Origin of the sequence: Thermophilibacter immobilis, assembly GCF_015277515.1 — a bacterium.
Taxonomy (GTDB): domain Bacteria; phylum Actinomycetota; class Coriobacteriia; order Coriobacteriales; family Atopobiaceae; genus Thermophilibacter; species Thermophilibacter immobilis.
Genome location: NZ_CP063767.1, coordinates 269319 through 286714, shown reverse-complemented (window position 1 = coordinate 286714; position 17396 = coordinate 269319). Strand labels below are relative to the sequence as shown.

Annotated in this window: 12 protein-coding genes; 5 read left to right on the top strand and 7 right to left on the bottom strand. The window is 64.4% G+C overall.

Annotated features, from left to right (window positions below; all coding sequences use genetic code 11):
* Positions 1–2 precede the first annotated feature (2 nt).
* Positions 3–1106: a hypothetical protein gene (locus tag INP52_RS01285; RefSeq protein WP_194371711.1), complete on the top strand. Its 1104-nt coding sequence runs from the start codon at positions 3–5 to the stop codon at positions 1104–1106.
* A gap of 386 nt (positions 1107–1492) precedes the next feature.
* Here the strand turns inward: INP52_RS01285 and INP52_RS01280 are convergent, their stop codons facing one another.
* From INP52_RS01280 to INP52_RS01255, 6 genes are all read right to left on the bottom strand, one after another.
* The gene (locus INP52_RS01280; RefSeq protein ID WP_194371709.1) at positions 1493–2923 is read right to left on the bottom strand and encodes a PTS fructose transporter subunit IIC; all 1431 of its coding nucleotides are present in this window, start codon (positions 2921–2923) and stop codon (positions 1493–1495) included.
* A 146-nt stretch (positions 2924–3069) separates the two neighbouring features.
* Positions 3070–3759, bottom strand: coding sequence for a GntR family transcriptional regulator (locus INP52_RS01275; RefSeq protein ID WP_194371707.1), 690 nt, complete (start codon positions 3757–3759; stop codon positions 3070–3072).
* Between the two features lie 120 nt (positions 3760–3879).
* Positions 3880–4776 (bottom strand): glycyl-radical enzyme activating protein, encoded by an 897-nt coding sequence (locus INP52_RS01270; protein ID WP_194371705.1) that lies wholly within the window; start codon positions 4774–4776, stop codon positions 3880–3882.
* 40 nt (positions 4777–4816) lie between these two features.
* Positions 4817–7096 carry a pyruvate formate lyase family protein gene (locus INP52_RS01265; RefSeq protein ID WP_194371703.1) on the bottom strand — a complete coding sequence of 760 codons (2280 nt, stop codon included), beginning with the start codon at positions 7094–7096 and terminating at the stop codon, positions 4817–4819.
* 566 nt (positions 7097–7662) lie between these two features.
* Complete coding sequence (locus INP52_RS01260; protein WP_194371701.1) at positions 7663–12396, bottom strand: 2-hydroxyacyl-CoA dehydratase; 4734 nt, start codon at positions 12394–12396, stop codon at positions 7663–7665.
* Between the two features lies 1 nt (position 12397).
* Positions 12398–13075 (bottom strand): TetR/AcrR family transcriptional regulator, encoded by a 678-nt coding sequence (locus tag INP52_RS01255; RefSeq protein WP_194371699.1) that lies wholly within the window; start codon positions 13073–13075, stop codon positions 12398–12400.
* Between the two features lie 505 nt (positions 13076–13580).
* Between INP52_RS01255 and INP52_RS01250 the strand changes: the two genes are divergently transcribed.
* The 4 genes from INP52_RS01250 (at position 13581) to INP52_RS01235 (ending at position 16819) form a co-directional block, all read left to right on the top strand.
* Positions 13581–14648, top strand: coding sequence for an aldose epimerase family protein (locus INP52_RS01250; protein WP_194371697.1), 1068 nt, complete (start codon positions 13581–13583; stop codon positions 14646–14648).
* A gap of 1 nt (position 14649) precedes the next feature.
* Positions 14650–15606, top strand: coding sequence for a serine hydrolase (locus tag INP52_RS01245; RefSeq protein WP_194371695.1), 957 nt, complete (start codon positions 14650–14652; stop codon positions 15604–15606).
* Between the two features lie 460 nt (positions 15607–16066).
* Positions 16067–16510: a hypothetical protein gene (locus INP52_RS01240; RefSeq protein WP_194371693.1), complete on the top strand. Its 444-nt coding sequence runs from the start codon at positions 16067–16069 to the stop codon at positions 16508–16510.
* 48 nt (positions 16511–16558) lie between these two features.
* A complete protein-coding gene (locus tag INP52_RS01235) occupies positions 16559–16819 on the top strand; it encodes a hypothetical protein (protein WP_194371691.1) in 261 nt (86 codons plus the stop codon).
* Between the two features lie 52 nt (positions 16820–16871).
* Here INP52_RS01235 and INP52_RS09850 read toward each other — a convergent pair whose 3' ends face one another.
* The gene (locus INP52_RS09850) at positions 16872–17342 is read right to left on the bottom strand and encodes a uroporphyrinogen decarboxylase/cobalamine-independent methonine synthase family protein (protein WP_228478359.1); all 471 of its coding nucleotides are present in this window, start codon (positions 17340–17342) and stop codon (positions 16872–16874) included.
* Positions 17343–17396 lie beyond the last annotated feature (54 nt).

The following is a 17396-nucleotide window of genomic DNA, read 5'->3' as shown; positions in this document are numbered from 1 at the left end:
CTATGAGCAGGAATGTCCAGCAGGCGCTGGCGGCAGACCTCGACGAAGCCGAGTGCGAGCACCGCCTCCTCGTCCCTCGCGACCGCCTCGATCGGCGCCGGCTGCGTGCGCTGCAGCGGAGGGGCGGCGTCATCCAGCCCGTTCCCGGCGCCTTCGCACGACCCGCCCACTGGGCGAGCCTCACCCCCATCGAGCGGGCAGGTCAGGAGCTGAGGGCGACCGCGACCATGCATCCACGCTGGACCTTCGGCCTCACGAGCGCCGCCCTCGTCTACGGCCTGCAGGTGTCGCACCGGCGGCTCCAGAGCATCTGCGTCGCCGTCGAGAGTCGACATCGGACCCGTAGCCACGGACGCTATGCCCGGGTTTCGGTCGAGGGCGACCGAGGCGGCGAGGTGCGTGGCATCAGGGTGACATTGTTCTGGCAGACCGTCGCCGACTGCCTGCGCTACCTCGACTTCGAGGAGGGGCTGGCACTTGCAGACTCAGTGCTCAGGCTTGGCTTCACCCCAGGAGAGCTCGTTGTCCAAGTGGACGCGCTCACCCGTCATCGCCCAGGCAGGCGCCATGCCCTGCGCACCCTCGAGGCAGCAGACGGCAGAAGCGAGAATGGCGGGGAGTCAATCGCCCGCGCCGTCATGCTCGAGCTGGGATTTCAGACGCCGGAGCTGCAGGTGGAGGTGGCTGACCCGGTTGAGCGGAGCAGTCGGTTCCGCGTCGACTTCATGTGGCGCACCGAGTCAGGGCGGCTGATTGCGGGCGAGCTCGATGGGCGCGAGAAGTATCGCAACCCGAGCATGACTGCCGGCAGGGACGCGATTGACGTCCTCTCCGACGAGCGCCTGCGCGAATCCCGGCTCACCAGCGTGGTCGATGCCGTCGTGCGCTTCTCGTTTGCCGACGTCATCCATCGATGGAGGCTCGCACGGATCCTCACGGCGTTCGGCGTGCCGCGCGTTGGGCTGGAACGGCGGCACGAACCTGGGCTCCTCGCTCGTCCGATCCGGCGTCACCGTAGGTCAAGAGGAAAATTCTACGCCCGATACCGCCTTGGCGACTGGGCGCTGCGGGTAGCCGTCCACGACCTCCGGGTCCTTGTCGCCTGAAGGCGGCGCACAGGCCCGACATCCACTCCAAGGGTTGCCAGGGGGCTGGGGCCTAGGCCCTGACCTTGTCATCGCCGTCATCGCTGCGCCAAGAACGACGTGTGGAGGCCACACGATGTCGATTCCACCTCCTTTCCCAAGGATGTGGACAACGATGTCGGCCATCGCACCAGGAACCACACCCGCCGCCTGCCGATTCCGCTCACAGTGCACGGATGACGCGAACGGGGACGATTCCCAGCCTAGTTCGGTCGCATGCGCACTATGAGCCCGAAGAGCAGGATGGGAGCAGCGGACATGCCACAGGGGCCCCCGACCTCGGACAGACGGGGAGAGCCCAGGATTGCTCCCGGGCTCCCTCAGACGAGTCGTGCGAGTGACGAACCCTAGGCAGCGACCTTGTCCTTGTTGCGCCGCATCGTCATGAGGCCGTCAACGATGAGGGCGCAGACGATCGACCCGACGGCCAGGCACAGGAGGAATCCGCCGATGTTGTTGATGACGTTGGGAATAAGGAGTAGGAACATCCCGCCGTGGGGAGCGGTGCACTCGATGCCCATGAGCAGGGACATCACGGCTGCGACGGCGCCACCGATCATGCAGCCCGGAAGGACCTGCAGCGGATAGCTCGTGGCAAAGGGGATTGCGCCCTCGGTGATGTAGGAGCAGCCGAGCAGAGCGGCGGCCTTGCCGGAGTCGCGCTCGTCGTCGTTCCAGAGGTCACGCTTGATGAGGGTGGCAAGGGCCATGCCGATCGGGGGGACCATACCGCAGAGCATGACGGCGGCCATGGGCCCATAGACACCCGTGTCGAGCATGCCGATGGCGAACGCGTACAGAACCTTCGAGACGGCCCCGCCGAGGTCGAAGTAGAGCAGGCCGCACATGATGCCGAGCACGACGTTCCCCGCACCGTTGAGGGACGAGAGCAGGCTGGTGATGGCGGCGGTGAGAAGCGCGACGGGAGTGCCGACCACGTAGTACATGACCAACCCGACGACGAGCGTGGACAGCAGCGGCAGGATGAGGATCGGCTTGAGCCCCGCGAACGCCGGCGGGAGCTGAATCCACTTGTTGAGGTAGAGGGTGACGTATCCGGCGAGAAGACCGGCGAGGATGCCGCCGATGAAGCCGGCCTGGATGCTGCCGGCGATGAGGCCGCCGATGAGGCCGGGAACGAAGCCCGGACGATCGGCGATGGAGTCGGCGATGAAGGCGGAGAGGACGGCGATCATCATGCCGAGACCATAGGTCGCACCAATCTGGCTGATGTAGTACGGCAGGGAGCCCTCGGCCTCGAAGGCCCAGACGATGTTGCCGTCCGTGATGGTGGATCCGAACGCGTAGCGCAGAGCGGTGAGGATGCCGCCGGCAACGACGATGGGAAGCATGTGCGAGACGCCGTTCATCACGTGCTTGAAGATGGTCGCCGCGCCAGAGGCGGCATTGGACCTGCCCTCGTCGGAGAAGCGCCTGGCGGTGACATCCCCGGCGCTTATCCGCTCGGTGCCCTTCCTCGCCATGGCCCGCTCGATTGCACCCCTGGGATCCTTGATGCCCGCGTCGCAGGTGACCTTGAGCACGTCCTTGCCCGCGAAGCGGGACTCGTCGACGGCCTTGTCGCAGGCGAAGACGACGGCGTCGGCTTGGGCGATCTGCTCGAAGGTGAGCTCGTCCTCCGTACCCGAGGCTCCTTGCTTCTCGACGTGAATCTCGTAACCGAGCTCGCCTGCCGCATCCTCGAGGGCCTTAGCGCACATGTACGTATGCGCGATCCCCGTGATGCACGACGTGATGGCAACTACCTTCTTGCTCATTCCCACTCCATTCTCGACAGTTACGCCACGGAACAGATCAATCTGCCTATTGTCCGGCTAATTGAGATAGTAGCTAATGCTTACTAACTTGTAAATACTAATTTTGCTTAGTATTTTCACCCTGGCGGCCCGCGCCCTCCGGAGTCCTAGCGGACGGAGGTGACCGAGATGCTCGAGTCGAGCGTCGTCTCGACGGTGTACTGCACCATGACGCTTCGGAGCAGGTAGACGGAGTGATTGACCTGGAGCATCGCCGTGCCTTCGGGCACCTCGAGGCGGGATGCCGTCTCCCCCTCGGCGATGACGGGCTTGATCCTCTTGTTGACGTGGCTGATCGAGTATCCGCAGACGTCCTCGATGTAGTGGATCATCGACCCCTGCAGACACTCCTCTTCAAAGCTCGGGAAGAGGTAGCTCGGCATGTAGGTCTCCTCGAGGGACTTCGGGTGACCGTCCACGCGGCGGAGGCGAAGGTAGTGAATCAGGGGGTCGCTGGGATCGATCTGGAACATCTCGCCCATGTCGCGAGAAGGCACCGTCTCGAGGAGCAGCACCTCGCTGGTGATGACGACGCCCTCTCCCGCGTAGCGCTCCGAGAGGGTGGTGAGGTTGTTCTGGATGAAGAACTCGGAGGGATTCACGAAGATGCCGGCACCCTGCCGACTGTGCACCAGACCGTCTCGCTTGAGGGCGTCGAGGGCCTTGTGCAAGGTCGGACGCGACACGCCGTAGCGCTTGCTGAGGACCTCCTCGCTCTCGAGTGCGCTCCGGGTGGCGTAGCTGCCGTTGAGGATCTTCTTCCTCAGGTCTCGATACACGTCCTCGTGCTTGCTCATGTCACCCATCCCATCGCCGTACCCACGAAGCATCACTCGGGAACGTCAAGCCGCATGCCGAGGCAAAGCCCAGTTGTAAAAACCAGTCTTTACAAATTTGTAGTAACACAAGACAGGCGACTACGACTCGCGAATGTCCGCCCCACCAAAGGACTCGACTGCGGCAATCCACGAGCGGACGTCAGATGCGGCGGGAACGGTCACTCCTTCGAGGCACCGCGCCGATCCGATGCTCCTCGCCTTCCCGATCCCCAGGTCGTGATAGGGGAGAAGCTCCACGTGGTCGACGCAGGAGAGACGGCTGAGCTCGGCAATCCTGCGGAAGTGGGCCACGTCGTCGGAATAGCCGGGAATGATGGGGCAGCGGAGGATGACGGTGGCGCCCAGCTCCTCCAGCAGGGCAAGGTTTCCCAGGACCATCTCCTCCGACATTCCGATGACCCTGCGGTACGCATCCTCGCCAGTCACCTTGTAGTCGAAGAGGAAGACGTCGACGTACTTCGCGATCTCCCTGAAGCGCTCCCTAGACCCATAGCCGCTCGTCTCGAGGCAGAGGTGCCAGCCCCGCTCCTTGACGGCACGAGCGATGGCGAGTGCATCCTCGTAGCGGCTCATCGCCTCGCCACCCGAGATGGTCACTCCCCCACCCGAGGTGTCGTAGTAGTCCTCGTCGGCAGCAAGCTGGCCAATGATCTTCTCGACGTCCTCTTCCCTGCCATAGATGCCCAGGGCGTCGGCGGGGCATGCCTCGACGCATCTTCCGCAGGCGACGCAGCGCTCGAAATCCACCTGGTGGACGCCACCCTCGAAGGAGTGCACCCCATGGGGGCACACCTCGCCGCAGCGCCGACACCCCGTGCACCTTCTGGCAACGTAGGATAGCTGCGGGCGCGCGAGGTTCGACTCCGGGTTGTGGCACCAGGGACAGCGGAGCGGGCAGCCCTTGAGGTAGACCGTGCTCCTGATGCCCGGCCCGTCATTCACGCAGAAGCGCTGTATGTCGAACACCAGGGCCATGTCGTCCGCCCCCGCCCGCCCCTCTCCGCCTTCGCCCTGCCTACTCGTTGAGCGTCCTCGCGAGGATTTCCTGCTGGACGTCCGGCTCGAGGGCGACGAAGCGCGCAGAGAAGCCGCCCACGCGGACGAGCAGGTTCTCGTGAAGCTCGGGGTGGACGAGCGCGTCCTCGAGCTCGCCGGGGTCCACGACCGAGACCATGAGCTGCGAGCCGCCACGACGCCAGTAGGACTCGAAGAGCGCACGGAGGACCGGCATCTTCGTCGCGAACATGCCCTTCGAGAACTTGATGTTCTGCACGGATCCGGCGTGGTCCCCGAGCCTGAGCTTGAGCAGGGAGTTGAGCATGGCCGTGGGGCCGTTGTGGTCCGCACCGGACTGGGGGTTGTTTCCGTTGTTCATGAACATGCCCGAGAGGCGCCCGTCCGTGCTGGCGCCCGTCTTGCGTCCCCACTCCGTGTTCACCTGGTTGTTGATGAGGACGGTCCCGTAGTTGTGGAAGCCGGCCGCCTCGCCGGTCGAGCGGACGGTCTTGCATATGAAGTCGTGGAGACGAGTGGCCATCCCATCGGCGCAGGCGTCGTCGTTGCCGTACTTCGGGGCGTCGAGAAGCGCCTGGCGCAGGCCGTCGTAGCCTTCGAAGTTCGCGGCGGCGGCCTTGACGACCTCGTCGAGCGTGTAGGCGCCGTCGTCGAAGACGACCTTCTTGATGGCAGTGAGGGAGTCGGCGGCGTTGATGTTGCCGTAGGTCTCGTTTGTCCCGCCGAGGAAGCGGACGCCACCCTTGAGCACGGCCTTCCCGTTATCGAGGCAGTCGTCCGTGAGGAGCGAGGTCAGGAGGAAGTCGCACTGGTCGTTCATGACCTCGTAGGAATGCCAGTGGAGCCTCGCGCAGTCATCGAAGTACTTCTCCAGCAGCGCCGCATACTGGTTGAAGACGTCCTCGAACGAGTGCATCTCGCTGGGCGGAAGAAGCGCCACGCCATTGGACCGGTCTACGCCGTCAAAGGGGTCTATCCCCCCGTTGAGGGAGATGGTCAGCATCTTGAGCACGTTGACGAGGGCGTTCGGTGTGCCGACGCTCGCATGGTCGATGACGAGTTCGCCGCAGCCGAAGGGCACGTAGTTCCGGGCGGCCTCCTCGCCGACGTTCAGTGCGCTCCTGACCTGGGCGATGACCGCCTCGTCGTTGAGGAGCATCGGGTAGGTGCAACCGGTGCCGATGCACTCGAGCGCCTGCTGGTAGATGCCATCGTCCATGCCCTCGTAACAGCGGAGGGTGAGCTGGGGCTCGACCGTCCGGTTCTGCCGGACGGCCTCGATCGCCAAGCGGACGAATCGGTCCGCCGCCTGGGGGTTCGGGCGCCCCTTGCCCCCGACGATCACGCGTCCGTTCACGTTGGAGTGACGGGCGTCGATGAGGAGGAACCAGGACTTGATCACCTGGAGGCCCTCGTCCTCGGTGAGGATCCCCTCGTCCAGGTCATGGGAGAGCAGCTCGCCCAGGTAGACGTCTGCGCGGCCGTAGTTCACCACGCCCGCGATCAGGGTGTAGAGCCAGCAGAGCTCGATGCCCTCGATGAGGGTCTCCGGCTTCCGGACGAGGAGGTTCGAGAGGGCGTCCTCCACCCGGTCGAGCTGGGCGATGCGCGTCGCGCCCGCACCGACCTTGGCTTCCTCGCACAGGCCAACGTGATGGCGGACGACCTTCGCCAGGAGTCCGACGCACTCGCCCATGACGTCGTAGAACTCGCTGCTCTCGGGGTGGCCGGCCCTGCTCGCCTCGATCTTCTCGAGGAGGCCGGGGATGCCGAGCTCGACCAGCATCCCGTAGTTGAGCATCGTGCCCGATAGACGGGCGGTCACGACGGCACCGTACTTGCCGTCGACGAACTTCCCAAAGGTGTCCGGGGTGAGCGCCTCCTCATAGAAGATGGAGCGGGTGTCATTGTCGTCCCAGTACGCCTCGATCGCGTCAAGGCGCGAGAGGTCGGCGGGGTCGTCCGTCTGGCTGCGCAGGGCGTTCAGCTTCGAGAAGGTGCAGTAGTGGCCGACGCCACCGACCGATGTGACGCACCCGAAGCCGACCGGCAGCACGTCGGTACGACCGACGACGAGGTCGCTCTCCTCCACGTGACGAAACGTGATCGGGTAGATGGCCTTCAGGCACTCGATCTCCCGGCGAACGGTCGAGGCGCCGGAGTTCACACGGTGGGCGTCGGTGTATGCCTGCATGATGTCGATTTGCTGGTGCACGGACTTCTCGCACGGAACCTTCTTGTTGATCTCGACGATCTCCGCGACCTGCTTGTCGTTCTTCATGGCATTCCCTTCAGGCGGTCCCAGCGCATGCACCATCCGACTACTGCCAAATATAGCATTACTAATTTGTATTTACAATTAATTCACGTAAGCCTTCGGGTTCGCGCTCAGATCGACCCATCCGAGCGAGGCTGCCAGAGACTCTGCCGCCTGCCACCTGCCCCCTACCGCCTGCCAACCCCGCTCATAGTGCACGGATAACGCGAACAGGGACGATTCTCAGCCTAGTTCGGTCGCATGCGCACTATGAGCCCATGAGGCGCCCATGGGGCGCCGGAGTGCCACGGCCGGACGTTATCGGGGACACGGGCGATTCCCCACAAAAACGACCTCGAATCACAGGGCGCCCTCGTCCCTCCCACGACTCATAGTGCACGGACGACGCAAACGAGGACGAACCGAGGGCGAATCTGGTCCTCGGTGCACTATGAACAGAGAGGCGGGACGGAGCCGGGAGGTGAGCCGGGGCGGGAGGCGGGGCGGAGCCGGGACGCGGGACGAGAAGAGCGGCGCCGCAGGGACCCCGTCCCCACAGCGCCGCAGCAAGAGCGCGGTGCTTGTCGGCCCTACTTCACGCCGACGCGGCGCTTGACCTCCTCGAGGTGGGCGAGCTGCTCGGGCGAGAGCCGGATCGAGTCGCCGCCGAAGCGGTCGTGCGAGCCGACGCCACCCTCGTTGACGATGGCGTCCCCCAGCTCGCCGCGACGACGCCGATGCCCGGCGGTCATCGTCGGCATCACGGCCTCGTTGGTCACGGGATCGCTGGGGTTCTCGAGCCGGAACCCACCCTCGCGGTTGTTGCGGAAGTTCTCCTTGGCCACGCTGATCATGAGCTTGATGCGGTTGAGCTGGTTGACCTCGGAGGCACCGGGGTCGTAGTCCACGGCCACGATGTTGCTCTCGGGATGCATCTGACGCAGGCGCTTGATCACGGACTTGCCCACCACGTGGTTGGGCAGGCACGCGAAGGGCTGCGCGCAGACGATGTTGGGCGTGCCGCTCTCGATGAGGTCGCACATCTCGGCCGTGAGAAGCCAGCCCTCGCCCATGGTGTTGCACAGGGACAGGACCTTCTCGGCCTTGGCAGCCAGGTCGAAGATGTCCGGATAGCCCTCGAAGCGCGCGGACTTCTCGAGCATCTTGTTGATGGGCGCGCGATACCCCTCGATGAGCTTGATGCCCGCCATGTGCGTGACGCGGCTCTTGGCCTTGGTGCCCAGCTCGCGGTTGGTGTTGATCGCGTTGGTGAGCCCAAAGAGGAAGAAGTCAACCAGCCCCGGCACGTTGGCCTCGCAGCCCTCCTGCTCGATGACTTTGACCAGCTGGTTGTTGGCCGTGGGGTGGAACTTCACCAGGATCTCGCCGACCACGCCCACGCGCGGCTTGGAGCGGTCGTCCAGCAGGGGCAGCGCGTCGAACGCGTCAATCGTGCGCTGGCAGAGCTCGTAGAAGCGCTTGCGGGTGGCCGTGAGCATGAGGCCCTTGGCCTCGGCCATCCAACGCTCGTAGAGCGCATCGGCCGAGCCCGGCTGGGCCTCGTAGGGGCGCACGCGGTAGAGCAGCTGCATGATGAGGTCGCCGTAGAGCAGCCCATAGAGCGTCTTGAAGATGAGCTCCGGCTTGAAGATGTTGAAGCCGGGGTTGTCCTCGTCCAGGCCGGATGCGGCCGAGATCGAGATGACAGGAACCTCCGGATGACCCGCATCCTTGAGCGCCTTGCGGATGAGAGCGATGTAGTTGGTCGCGCGGCAGCCGCCGCCGGTCTGGGAGATCAGCACCGCCGTGTGCGAGAGGTCGTACCTGCCGGACAGGACCGCCTCCATGATCTGGCCCGTGACCAGGATGGAGGGGTAGCAGATGTCGTTGTTGACGTACTTGAGGCCCGCCTCCACGGCCCCCTGGTCCACGGACGGGAGCAGCACCACGTTGTAGCCCTCGTTCTTGAGGAGCTCCTCGATGAGCTCGAAGTGAATCGGAGACATCTGCGGGGCCAAGATCGTGTAGCCGGCCTTTTGCATGTCCTGGGTGTAGCGCACCTTCTCGAACGCGGCACTGGTCGTCTTGCGGTAGACCGGGGCGCGGCGGGCGGTGTCGGTGGCACGAGCGCGCTCGAGCGAGCCGTCGGCCAGGTGCACGCCGATGGGCTCGACCTCGTGTGCCTCGCCCTCGCGCGTCTGGCGCTCGAGCTCGGCCCGCTGCTCGGAGAGGGCGGCCATGAGGGAGCGGACGCGGATGCGCGCGGCGCCCAGGTTGCTCACCTGGTCGATCTTGAGCACGGTGTAGATCTTGCCGGAGGCCTCCAGAATCTCCTGGACCTGATCGGTGGTCAGGGCGTCAAGGCCGCAGCCAAACGAGAAGAGCTGAATGAGGTCCAGGTCGTTGCGGCTGGCCACGAAGCGCGCCGCGCGATAGAGCCGAGAGTGGAACATCCACTGGTCGACCACGCGGATGGGCCGCTCGGGCTCCATCTTGTGAGCGATCGAGTCCTCGGTCAGCACGGCAAAGCCAAAGGAGTGCACGAGCTCGGGAATGGCATGGTTGATCTCGGGGTCGTTGTGGTACGGACGCCCCGCGAGCACGATGCCGTGGGCGTCGTGCCCCTCGATCCAGGCGAGGGCCTCGTCGCCCTTGCGGTGCATGGCATCCTTGAACTCGAGGTCGGCCTCCCAGGCTTCGTTCACGGCGGCGTCGATCTCGGCGCGCGTGATGTGCTCGCCCTTGAAGCGGCCCTTGCCCTGGGCGGCGTCCTTCTCGCGCTGCTCGCTCACAACCTCGTAGAGGCGACGCTTGAGCTCCCTCTTCTTGTCGTAGGGAAGGAAGGGGGCCAGGTACTCGACCGAGTGAGCGGAGAGCTCGTCCACGTTCAGGCCCAGCGCCTGCGGGTAGCTCATGACGATCGGGCAGTTGAAGTGGTTGGTCGCGCCGTCGTCCTCCTGGCGCTCCCAGCGGATGCAGGGCATCCAGATGAAGTCGGGGTCCTTCTTGAGCAGGTTCATGATGTGGCCGTGGCTGAGCTTGGCCGGGTAGCAGGCCGACTCCGACGGCATGGACTCGATGCCGGCGTCGTAGGTCTTGCTCGACGTCTGGTCGGACAGGACCACCGAGAAGCCCAGCTTGGTGAAGAACGCGTGCCAGAAGGGGTAGTTCTCGTACAGGTTGAGCGCGCGCGGGATGCCCACGGTGCCGCGCGGGGCCGTGTCCGCGTCGAGCACGGGACGGTCAAAGAGCAGCTTGTTCTTGAAGTCGAAGAGGTTGGGGGCGTCGTTCTTGGACTTGCGCGACCCGCCCGCTCCCTTCTCGCAGCGGTTGCCCGTGATGAAGCGACGGCCGTGCCCGAAGTTGTTGATGGTAAGCAGGCAGTTGTTGGCGCACAGACCGCAGTGCGCGTTGGTCTGCTTGACCTGGAGGTTGTCAATCTCGTCCTTGGAGAGGAGCTCAGAGACGCCGTCGGTGCCGGCCCGGTCGCGGGCGAGAAGCGCCGCGCCGTAGGCTCCCATGGTGCCGGCGATGTCCGGGCGGATGACCTCGCGCCCGGTGAGCAGCTCGAAGGCGCGCAGGGTGGCGTCGGACATGAAGGTGCCGCCCTGGACCACGCAGTACGTGCCGATCTCGTCGAAGTCACGCAGCTTGATGACCTTGAACAGGGCATTCTTGATGACGGAGTAGGACAGGCCCGCCGCTACGTCGCCGATGGTCGCGCCCTCCTTCTGCGCCTGCTTGACGCGGGAGTTCATGAAGACGGTGCAGCGGCTTCCCAGGTCAACGGGGCCCCTGGCGCCCACGGCGACCTTGGCGAACTCCTGGACCGACATGTCCATGGAGACCGCGAAGCTCTCCAGGAAGGAGCCGCAGCCCGACGAGCACGCCTCGTTGAGCATGATGTGCTCGATGACGCCATCCTTGACCTGCAGGCACTTCATGTCCTGGCCGCCGATGTCCAGAATGAACTCGACGTCGGGCACGAAGGCCTTGGCGCCGCGCAGGTGGGCCACGGTCTCGATCTCTCCGGAGTCCGCGCGTAGGGCCTCGATGAGAATCTGCTCTCCGTAGCCCGTAGTGGTCACGTGGCCGATGGTGCAGTCGGCTGGCATGTGGTCGTAGACGTCGTCCATGATGGTGCGCGCCGTGCCGAGCACGTCGCCGTTGTTGTTGCCGTACCAGGTGTAGAGAAGCTCGCCGCCCTCGCCGACCACGGCCGCCTTCATCGTGGTCGAGCCGGCGTCCAGACCGATGAACACGCGACCGTGGTAGGTCGTCAGGTCGCCCTTGGGCACGACCTGCTGGTCGTGGCGGTCCTTGAACTCCTGGTAGTCGGCCTCGGTCGCAAAGAGCGGGTCCAGGCGGGCAATCTCGGAGCCCTGCGTGTCCTTGAGGTTCTCGAGCATGTCGATGACCTCGCCGAACGTGACGTACTTGTCGGACTCGCCGGCAAGGGCCGCGCCCGTGGCCACAAAAAGGTGGGCGTTGGGGGGCACCACGATGTGCTCCTCGTCCAGGTTGAGCGTGACGTAGAAGCGATGGCGCAGCTCGGAGAGATACTGGAGCGGCCCTCCGAGAAACGCCACGTAGCCGCGGATGGGGTGGCCACAGGCCAGGCCGCTGACGGTCTGGTTGGCCACGGCCTGGAAGATGGACGCGGCAATGTCGGCCGGGGCGGCGCCCTCGTTGAGCAGCGGCTGGACGTCGGACTTGGCAAAGACGCCGCAGCGGCTGGCAATGGGGTGGATCTGCGTGGCACCCTTGGCGAGCTCGTTCAGACCGGACGCGTCGGTCTTGAGCAGGGAGGCCATCTGGTCGATGAAGGCACCCGTGCCGCCGGCGCACGTGCCGTTCATGCGCTGCTCGATGCCGTTGTCGAAGTAGATGATCTTGGCGTCCTCGCCACCGAGCTCGATCGCGCAGTCGGTCCGCGGGATGAGTGCCTCGACGGCGCGCTTGGAGGCGATGACCTCCTGAACGAACTCGAGGTCAAGCCACTGAGCGAGCAGCATGCCGCCCGAGCCGGTGACGGAGACGCGCATTGGGGCCTCACCCAGGGCCTCGCGGGCACGGGCGAAGAGCTCCTTGGCCGTGGCCCGAACGTCGGTGTGGTGACGCTCGTAGTTGGCGTAGACGAGGTTGTTCGCATCGTCGATGACGGCGAGCTTGACGGTCGTCGAGCCCACGTCGATACCCAAGCGCAGGTGCGCGTGGGAGAAGTCCGTGGGGCGCGCGGGCAGAAGCTCGGCGCCCTCCTGCCTGAGCTCGAGAGGACGCGAGGCGGCCTTCTCGGCCTGAATGGACGTAGCGTTGTTGCTCATGCTAGTTTGCCTCCTCGGAGCACATGGCCGCAAGGGCGAAGCTCGGAATGTCAAGGTTGATGGGATTGTCGTAGAGGTCGCCGGGGCGCACGAACATGAGGGCGGTCATGAGGCGCGCCATGGTGGGCACGCCCTCGCGCAGCCCCCCCTCGAGCCAGCGCAAAAGAACGCCCACCTCGGCGGAGATGGCAAAGGTAAGGTAGTAGTCAAAGAAGGGGCCCAGGGCGCGCAGGTCGAGCCCGTCGAGCGCGCGCTGCGCGATGACCTCGTGCACCATGGCCTTGATGCGCACCACGAAGGCGGGGTCTCCTCCGTTGCCCAGAAGCGGGCGCAGGTAGTCGCCGCGGTCGCGCACGCAGGCGAGAATCTCCTCGGCACCGGGCGCGGGAGCACCGTGGTCGAGCGCGGAGCGCAGGTCGTCAAGGTGGCACTGGGACAGGCGAGTCAGAGGGGCGCGCAGCTCCGCGAGCGTCTCCTCCTCTATCTGGCCCACGAGGTCAGGGATGTCCTTGAAGTGTGAGTAGAACGTGCGCCGCGTGACGTCGGCGCACTCGGTCACGGCGGTCACCGTGACGCGGCTGAGGTCCCCTGTGGCGTCGATCTCCTCGGCCAGGGCGTGACGCAGTGCCTGCCTGGTGCGCAGGCTCCTCCGGTCGGTGCTGAGTGCGCAGTCCCGCATCCGATCCCCTCTTTCTCGGTAAGTCGGTTACTACACAGATTGGGTAGTATTGCACAATCTGTGTAGTAATGAGAGGGACGCACGATATCTTCACGCGAGAGGTTCCGCATCAGGCTCAAGCGTCTCACGGCTCGGCTCGCGCGGCGGGCTCTGGTTCCTCGAGGCCCCTTCAGACCCTTCAGACCCTTCAGACCCTTCAGACCCTTCAGACCCTTCAATAAGAGATTCTATTATTTACGTAGATTCCAAACATACATAAATATTAGAACATCTTGAGAAACACCAGCCAGCTGGTCTCACGTTCCCGTTTTTACCTTTTTAGGTATGAGTACAGTCGTACATAAATGTTTTTCAAGAGATTCTAGACGGGACGGAACTCGCCAACAACCGCCAACAACCGTCAATAGCCGATAAAGCCGACCTTGGAATCGCACGTGCGATTCTCGTCCCCATCCCCCCTGAAAGCTATCATGGAATGAGCCGAAAACAGGGAAAGGACCCCATCATGCAGCAGGTCTTCTTTGGAACGATGCCCGACGGCCAAGACGCGCACCTCTGGCGCATCGCGAACGCGCACGGCATGACGGCTGACGTCACGGACCTTGGGGCGTGCCTCGTGTCCCTGCGCGTGCCCGACGGGACGGATGGCCTTCTCGACGTGGTGCTCGGCTACGACGGGGCGGGCGCCTACGCCGTCAACGCCCCCAACTTCGGGGCCGTCGTGGGTCGCCATGCCAATCGCATCAGGGGCGCGCGCTTCGAGCTGGACGGCCGGAGCTACGAGCTCGCCGCCACCGAGCGCGGGAATAGCCTGCACAGCGGGCCGGACCTCTGGAGCCACCGCAGGTGGGAGCTCGCAGGGCTTGCCGAGAGGCGCATCGACCTTCACCTGAAGAGCCCTGATGGCGACCAGGGGTTTCCGGGGGCGCTTGACCTGCACGTCACCTACGAGCTCACGGATGACGACGCGCTCGCCATCACGTATGCCGGCACGCCGACGGCCCCCACGATCGTGAACCTCACGAACCACAGCTACTTCAACCTCAACGGCCACGCCTCGGGAACTGCGCTCAACCACGCGCTCCAGGTCGCGGCGGACTCCTACACCGAGGCGGATGACGCGCTCGTCCCCACGGGCAGGGTGCTCGACGTCGCGGGGACCCCGCTCGATCTGCGCCAGCCGCGCGTTCTTGCGGAGGGTGTGGGCACGGGCTTCCCCGCCCTCGAGGCTGCCCGCGGCTACGATCACAACTTCGTACTCGACGGATGGACGCACAACGCCCGGGGCGTCTGCGTGGGTGACGCCCGCCGCGTGGCCACGCTCACGGGAGACCTCACCGGCATAGCGATGGACGTGATCACGGACACCCCGGGGCTGCAGGTCTACACCGCCAACTACATCGAGGGCGAGAGCGGCAAGGGCGGCGTCACCTATCACGACCACGACGCGGTCTGCATGGAAACGCAGTTCTTCCCCGACGCCATCCACCATCCGTCGTTCGCACAGCCCGTCTTTGGCCCCGAGCGGCCGTATCGCTCCCGGACGACGTTCGCATTTTCGCGCGAGGGGTAGCGTGAGACGTCCCCGGGGCGCTCACCGCACCACGCGCACGTCGGCGGCCGTGCTGCTCGGTGTCCTCGTCGTCACCGCGGCGGCCCTTGTCCTGCTCCTCTCCACCCCCCGAGCCCTCCTGCCCGACGACGAGAAGGCCTCTGACTCGGCCATCGCCGGCACCGAGGTCCTCGACCGCTCGATTGCTCCCGAGAGGAACGACTCCGCCGTCACGACCACGTCGGAGAGCGGCGTCACCGTGACGGCGGATGAGAGCTTTCTAGAGACGGACGCCTTCCTGCTTGTGAACGAGGAGATCGCCTCCCTCACGCAGGACGGCACGGAACTGGGAGTCGTACTCCTTGACCTCGAGACGGGACGAGGCCTTACCTATGACGCCGACACGTGGCGCTATCCGGCCAGTTGCATCAAGGCCGCGTACTGCACGATGCTCCTTGAGGACGAGGACACGCGCGGGGAGGTGTCCAGGGAGCTCATAGAGGAGTGCCTCGTTGACTCGTCGAACGACGCCTATGACGCCCTGTTCACTGTCTATGGACTTACCGCGTTCTCCTCCTGGCTCATCGAGCACGGGGCTCCCGAGGCCGGCGCGAACGCGCTCGACCACCAGTATCCGAGCATCTCGGCCCAGGAGCTGGCCGTAGTCTGGCAGGAAATCTGGCGCTTTGGGACATCGGGCGAGCCGGGTGCCCTCGAGCTCACGGACTATCTCGGCCGTACCAACTACAGCCCTCTGGGTGACCTCCTGCGCGAGGACGGCCCCCGCGAGGTGTGGAGCAAGGCCGGCTGGTACCCACAGGACGAATACGACATCTCCGCCACCAACGATGCCGGTGTGGTCTTCTCGGCAAGCGGGCCCTATGTTCTGGTGGTCATGACCACCATAAGCGCGGACCTCGATGCCCTCACGCCCCTCATCGGAGCGCTCGACGCCGCTCACACAGAAATGTCCCCCTAGAGCTGCAAGAACGCCGCCTCCACACGTTCCCGATAAAAGAAATCAACGGGTATAAAAGAAATCAAGGAGCCTTACAAAGGAGGGGAGCCATGGTATACAAGAGCGCAAAGGAGAACCCCTTCACGCCAAGTTTTGGCGAAGTGCCCCTCGTCATGGCCGGACGCGACCAGCTCATCCGCGAATTCGACCGGGCTCTTCAGTCGACGTCGCGCAGGCCCTGCCTCCCTCCCTCATCTCGGGAGCGCGCGGCACGGGGAAGACCGCGCTTCTTACCCTCATCGAAGGACGCGCCCAGCAATATGGCTGGATCGCGGTCGATCTTGTTTCTCTTCCCGGTCTTTTGGAGGATGCTTACGAGCAGTCACGCCTGCGTGCGCAACACCTTGTTGACGATGTTGACGAGAAGGACAATAAGACTCATCTGGCCAGTCTGAGCGTAGGGCCTCTTGGTGTCGGAGTCATGCGCGACAAGGTCGAAAAAGCCAACTGGCGCACACGAATGAATGCTCTTCTCGATGACCTCTCGAAGCAGAACGCGGGACTTCTCTTTACCATCGACGAGATAACGCCCAAGCTCAACGAGCTCGTCCAGCTCGTCTCGACGTATCAGCTCTTTGTGCGCGAGGGACGCAAGGTCGCTCTTCTCATGGCTGGCCTGCCCCATAACACATCTGCCCTGCTCAAAGACAAGTCGGTCTCCTTCCTCCGGCGGGCCCAGACCATAGCCCTAGGGCGAATTGCCGATTTTGAGATTGAGAAAGCCCTGAAGGACACCTTTGCTCACTCTTCTCGCTCAATCAGCGAGAAGACCATCACCGAGGCGGTCGAGGTCATAGACGGCTTCCCCTTCATGATGCAGCTCGTTGGATTTCGCGTCTGGGAGGAAGGCGTCGGAGACAGTTAGATTGAGGAGGAGGCCGCCCAAAGAGGAATGGTATTCGCAAAGGAAGAGATGAAGTCCCGTATCCTGCTTCCCAGCTACCAGGAGCTCTCCGCCATGGACAAGAGATTCCTGCACGCCATGGCACAGGACCAGGTGGATAGCTCCGTCCCAGAGGTGGCCGAGCGCCTCAAGAGATCAAACTCGTACACTACGCAGTACAAGAATCGCCTGCTCGAACAGGGACTCATCGGACTTCGCGGAGCGGGCAGGGTTGGGTTCGAGCTCCCTGTCATGCGCGAGTTTCTCACCGGGCAGAACGTTGAGGAGTAGCGTTCGGAGTCCCTCCGCACGAGCAAAGAGCCACGGCGTCTCTCTCTAGACGCTACGCATCCGCGTCGGCCCAGACGGACTCGACTACCTCGCTGACCAGGGCAAGCTTCTTCCACTGAGTCTGGGGGTCGATGCTGTTGCCCTCCTCGGTGGACGAGAAGCCACGCTGCGGAGAGAGGCACAGGCGCTTGAGGGGCACCACCTTCACGTCCTCGTCAATCCGAGCGCACAGAGCGGCGGGATCCTCGAGGGCGTCGGTCTTGGTCGTCACCAGACCAAGCACCACGCGCTGGTCCGTGTCGACGGACAGATGACGCAGCGGCTCGAAGCTGCCGGAGCGCTCGTCGTCATATTCAAGGAAGAAGCCATCGAAGCCGCGCGCGCCCAGAAGGCGACGCGCTATGACCTCGTACGTACCGTCGTAGAGCCAGTGGCTCATGAAGTTGCCCTTGCACATGCGCGTCGTGATGACCATGTCGGCCGGACGGCCCTCGAGCGCCGCCTCGCTGATGTCCCCGAACACGTCCACGAGCTCGTCGGGGTCGTAGCCAGCTTCGGAGATCTTCTCACGGAACCT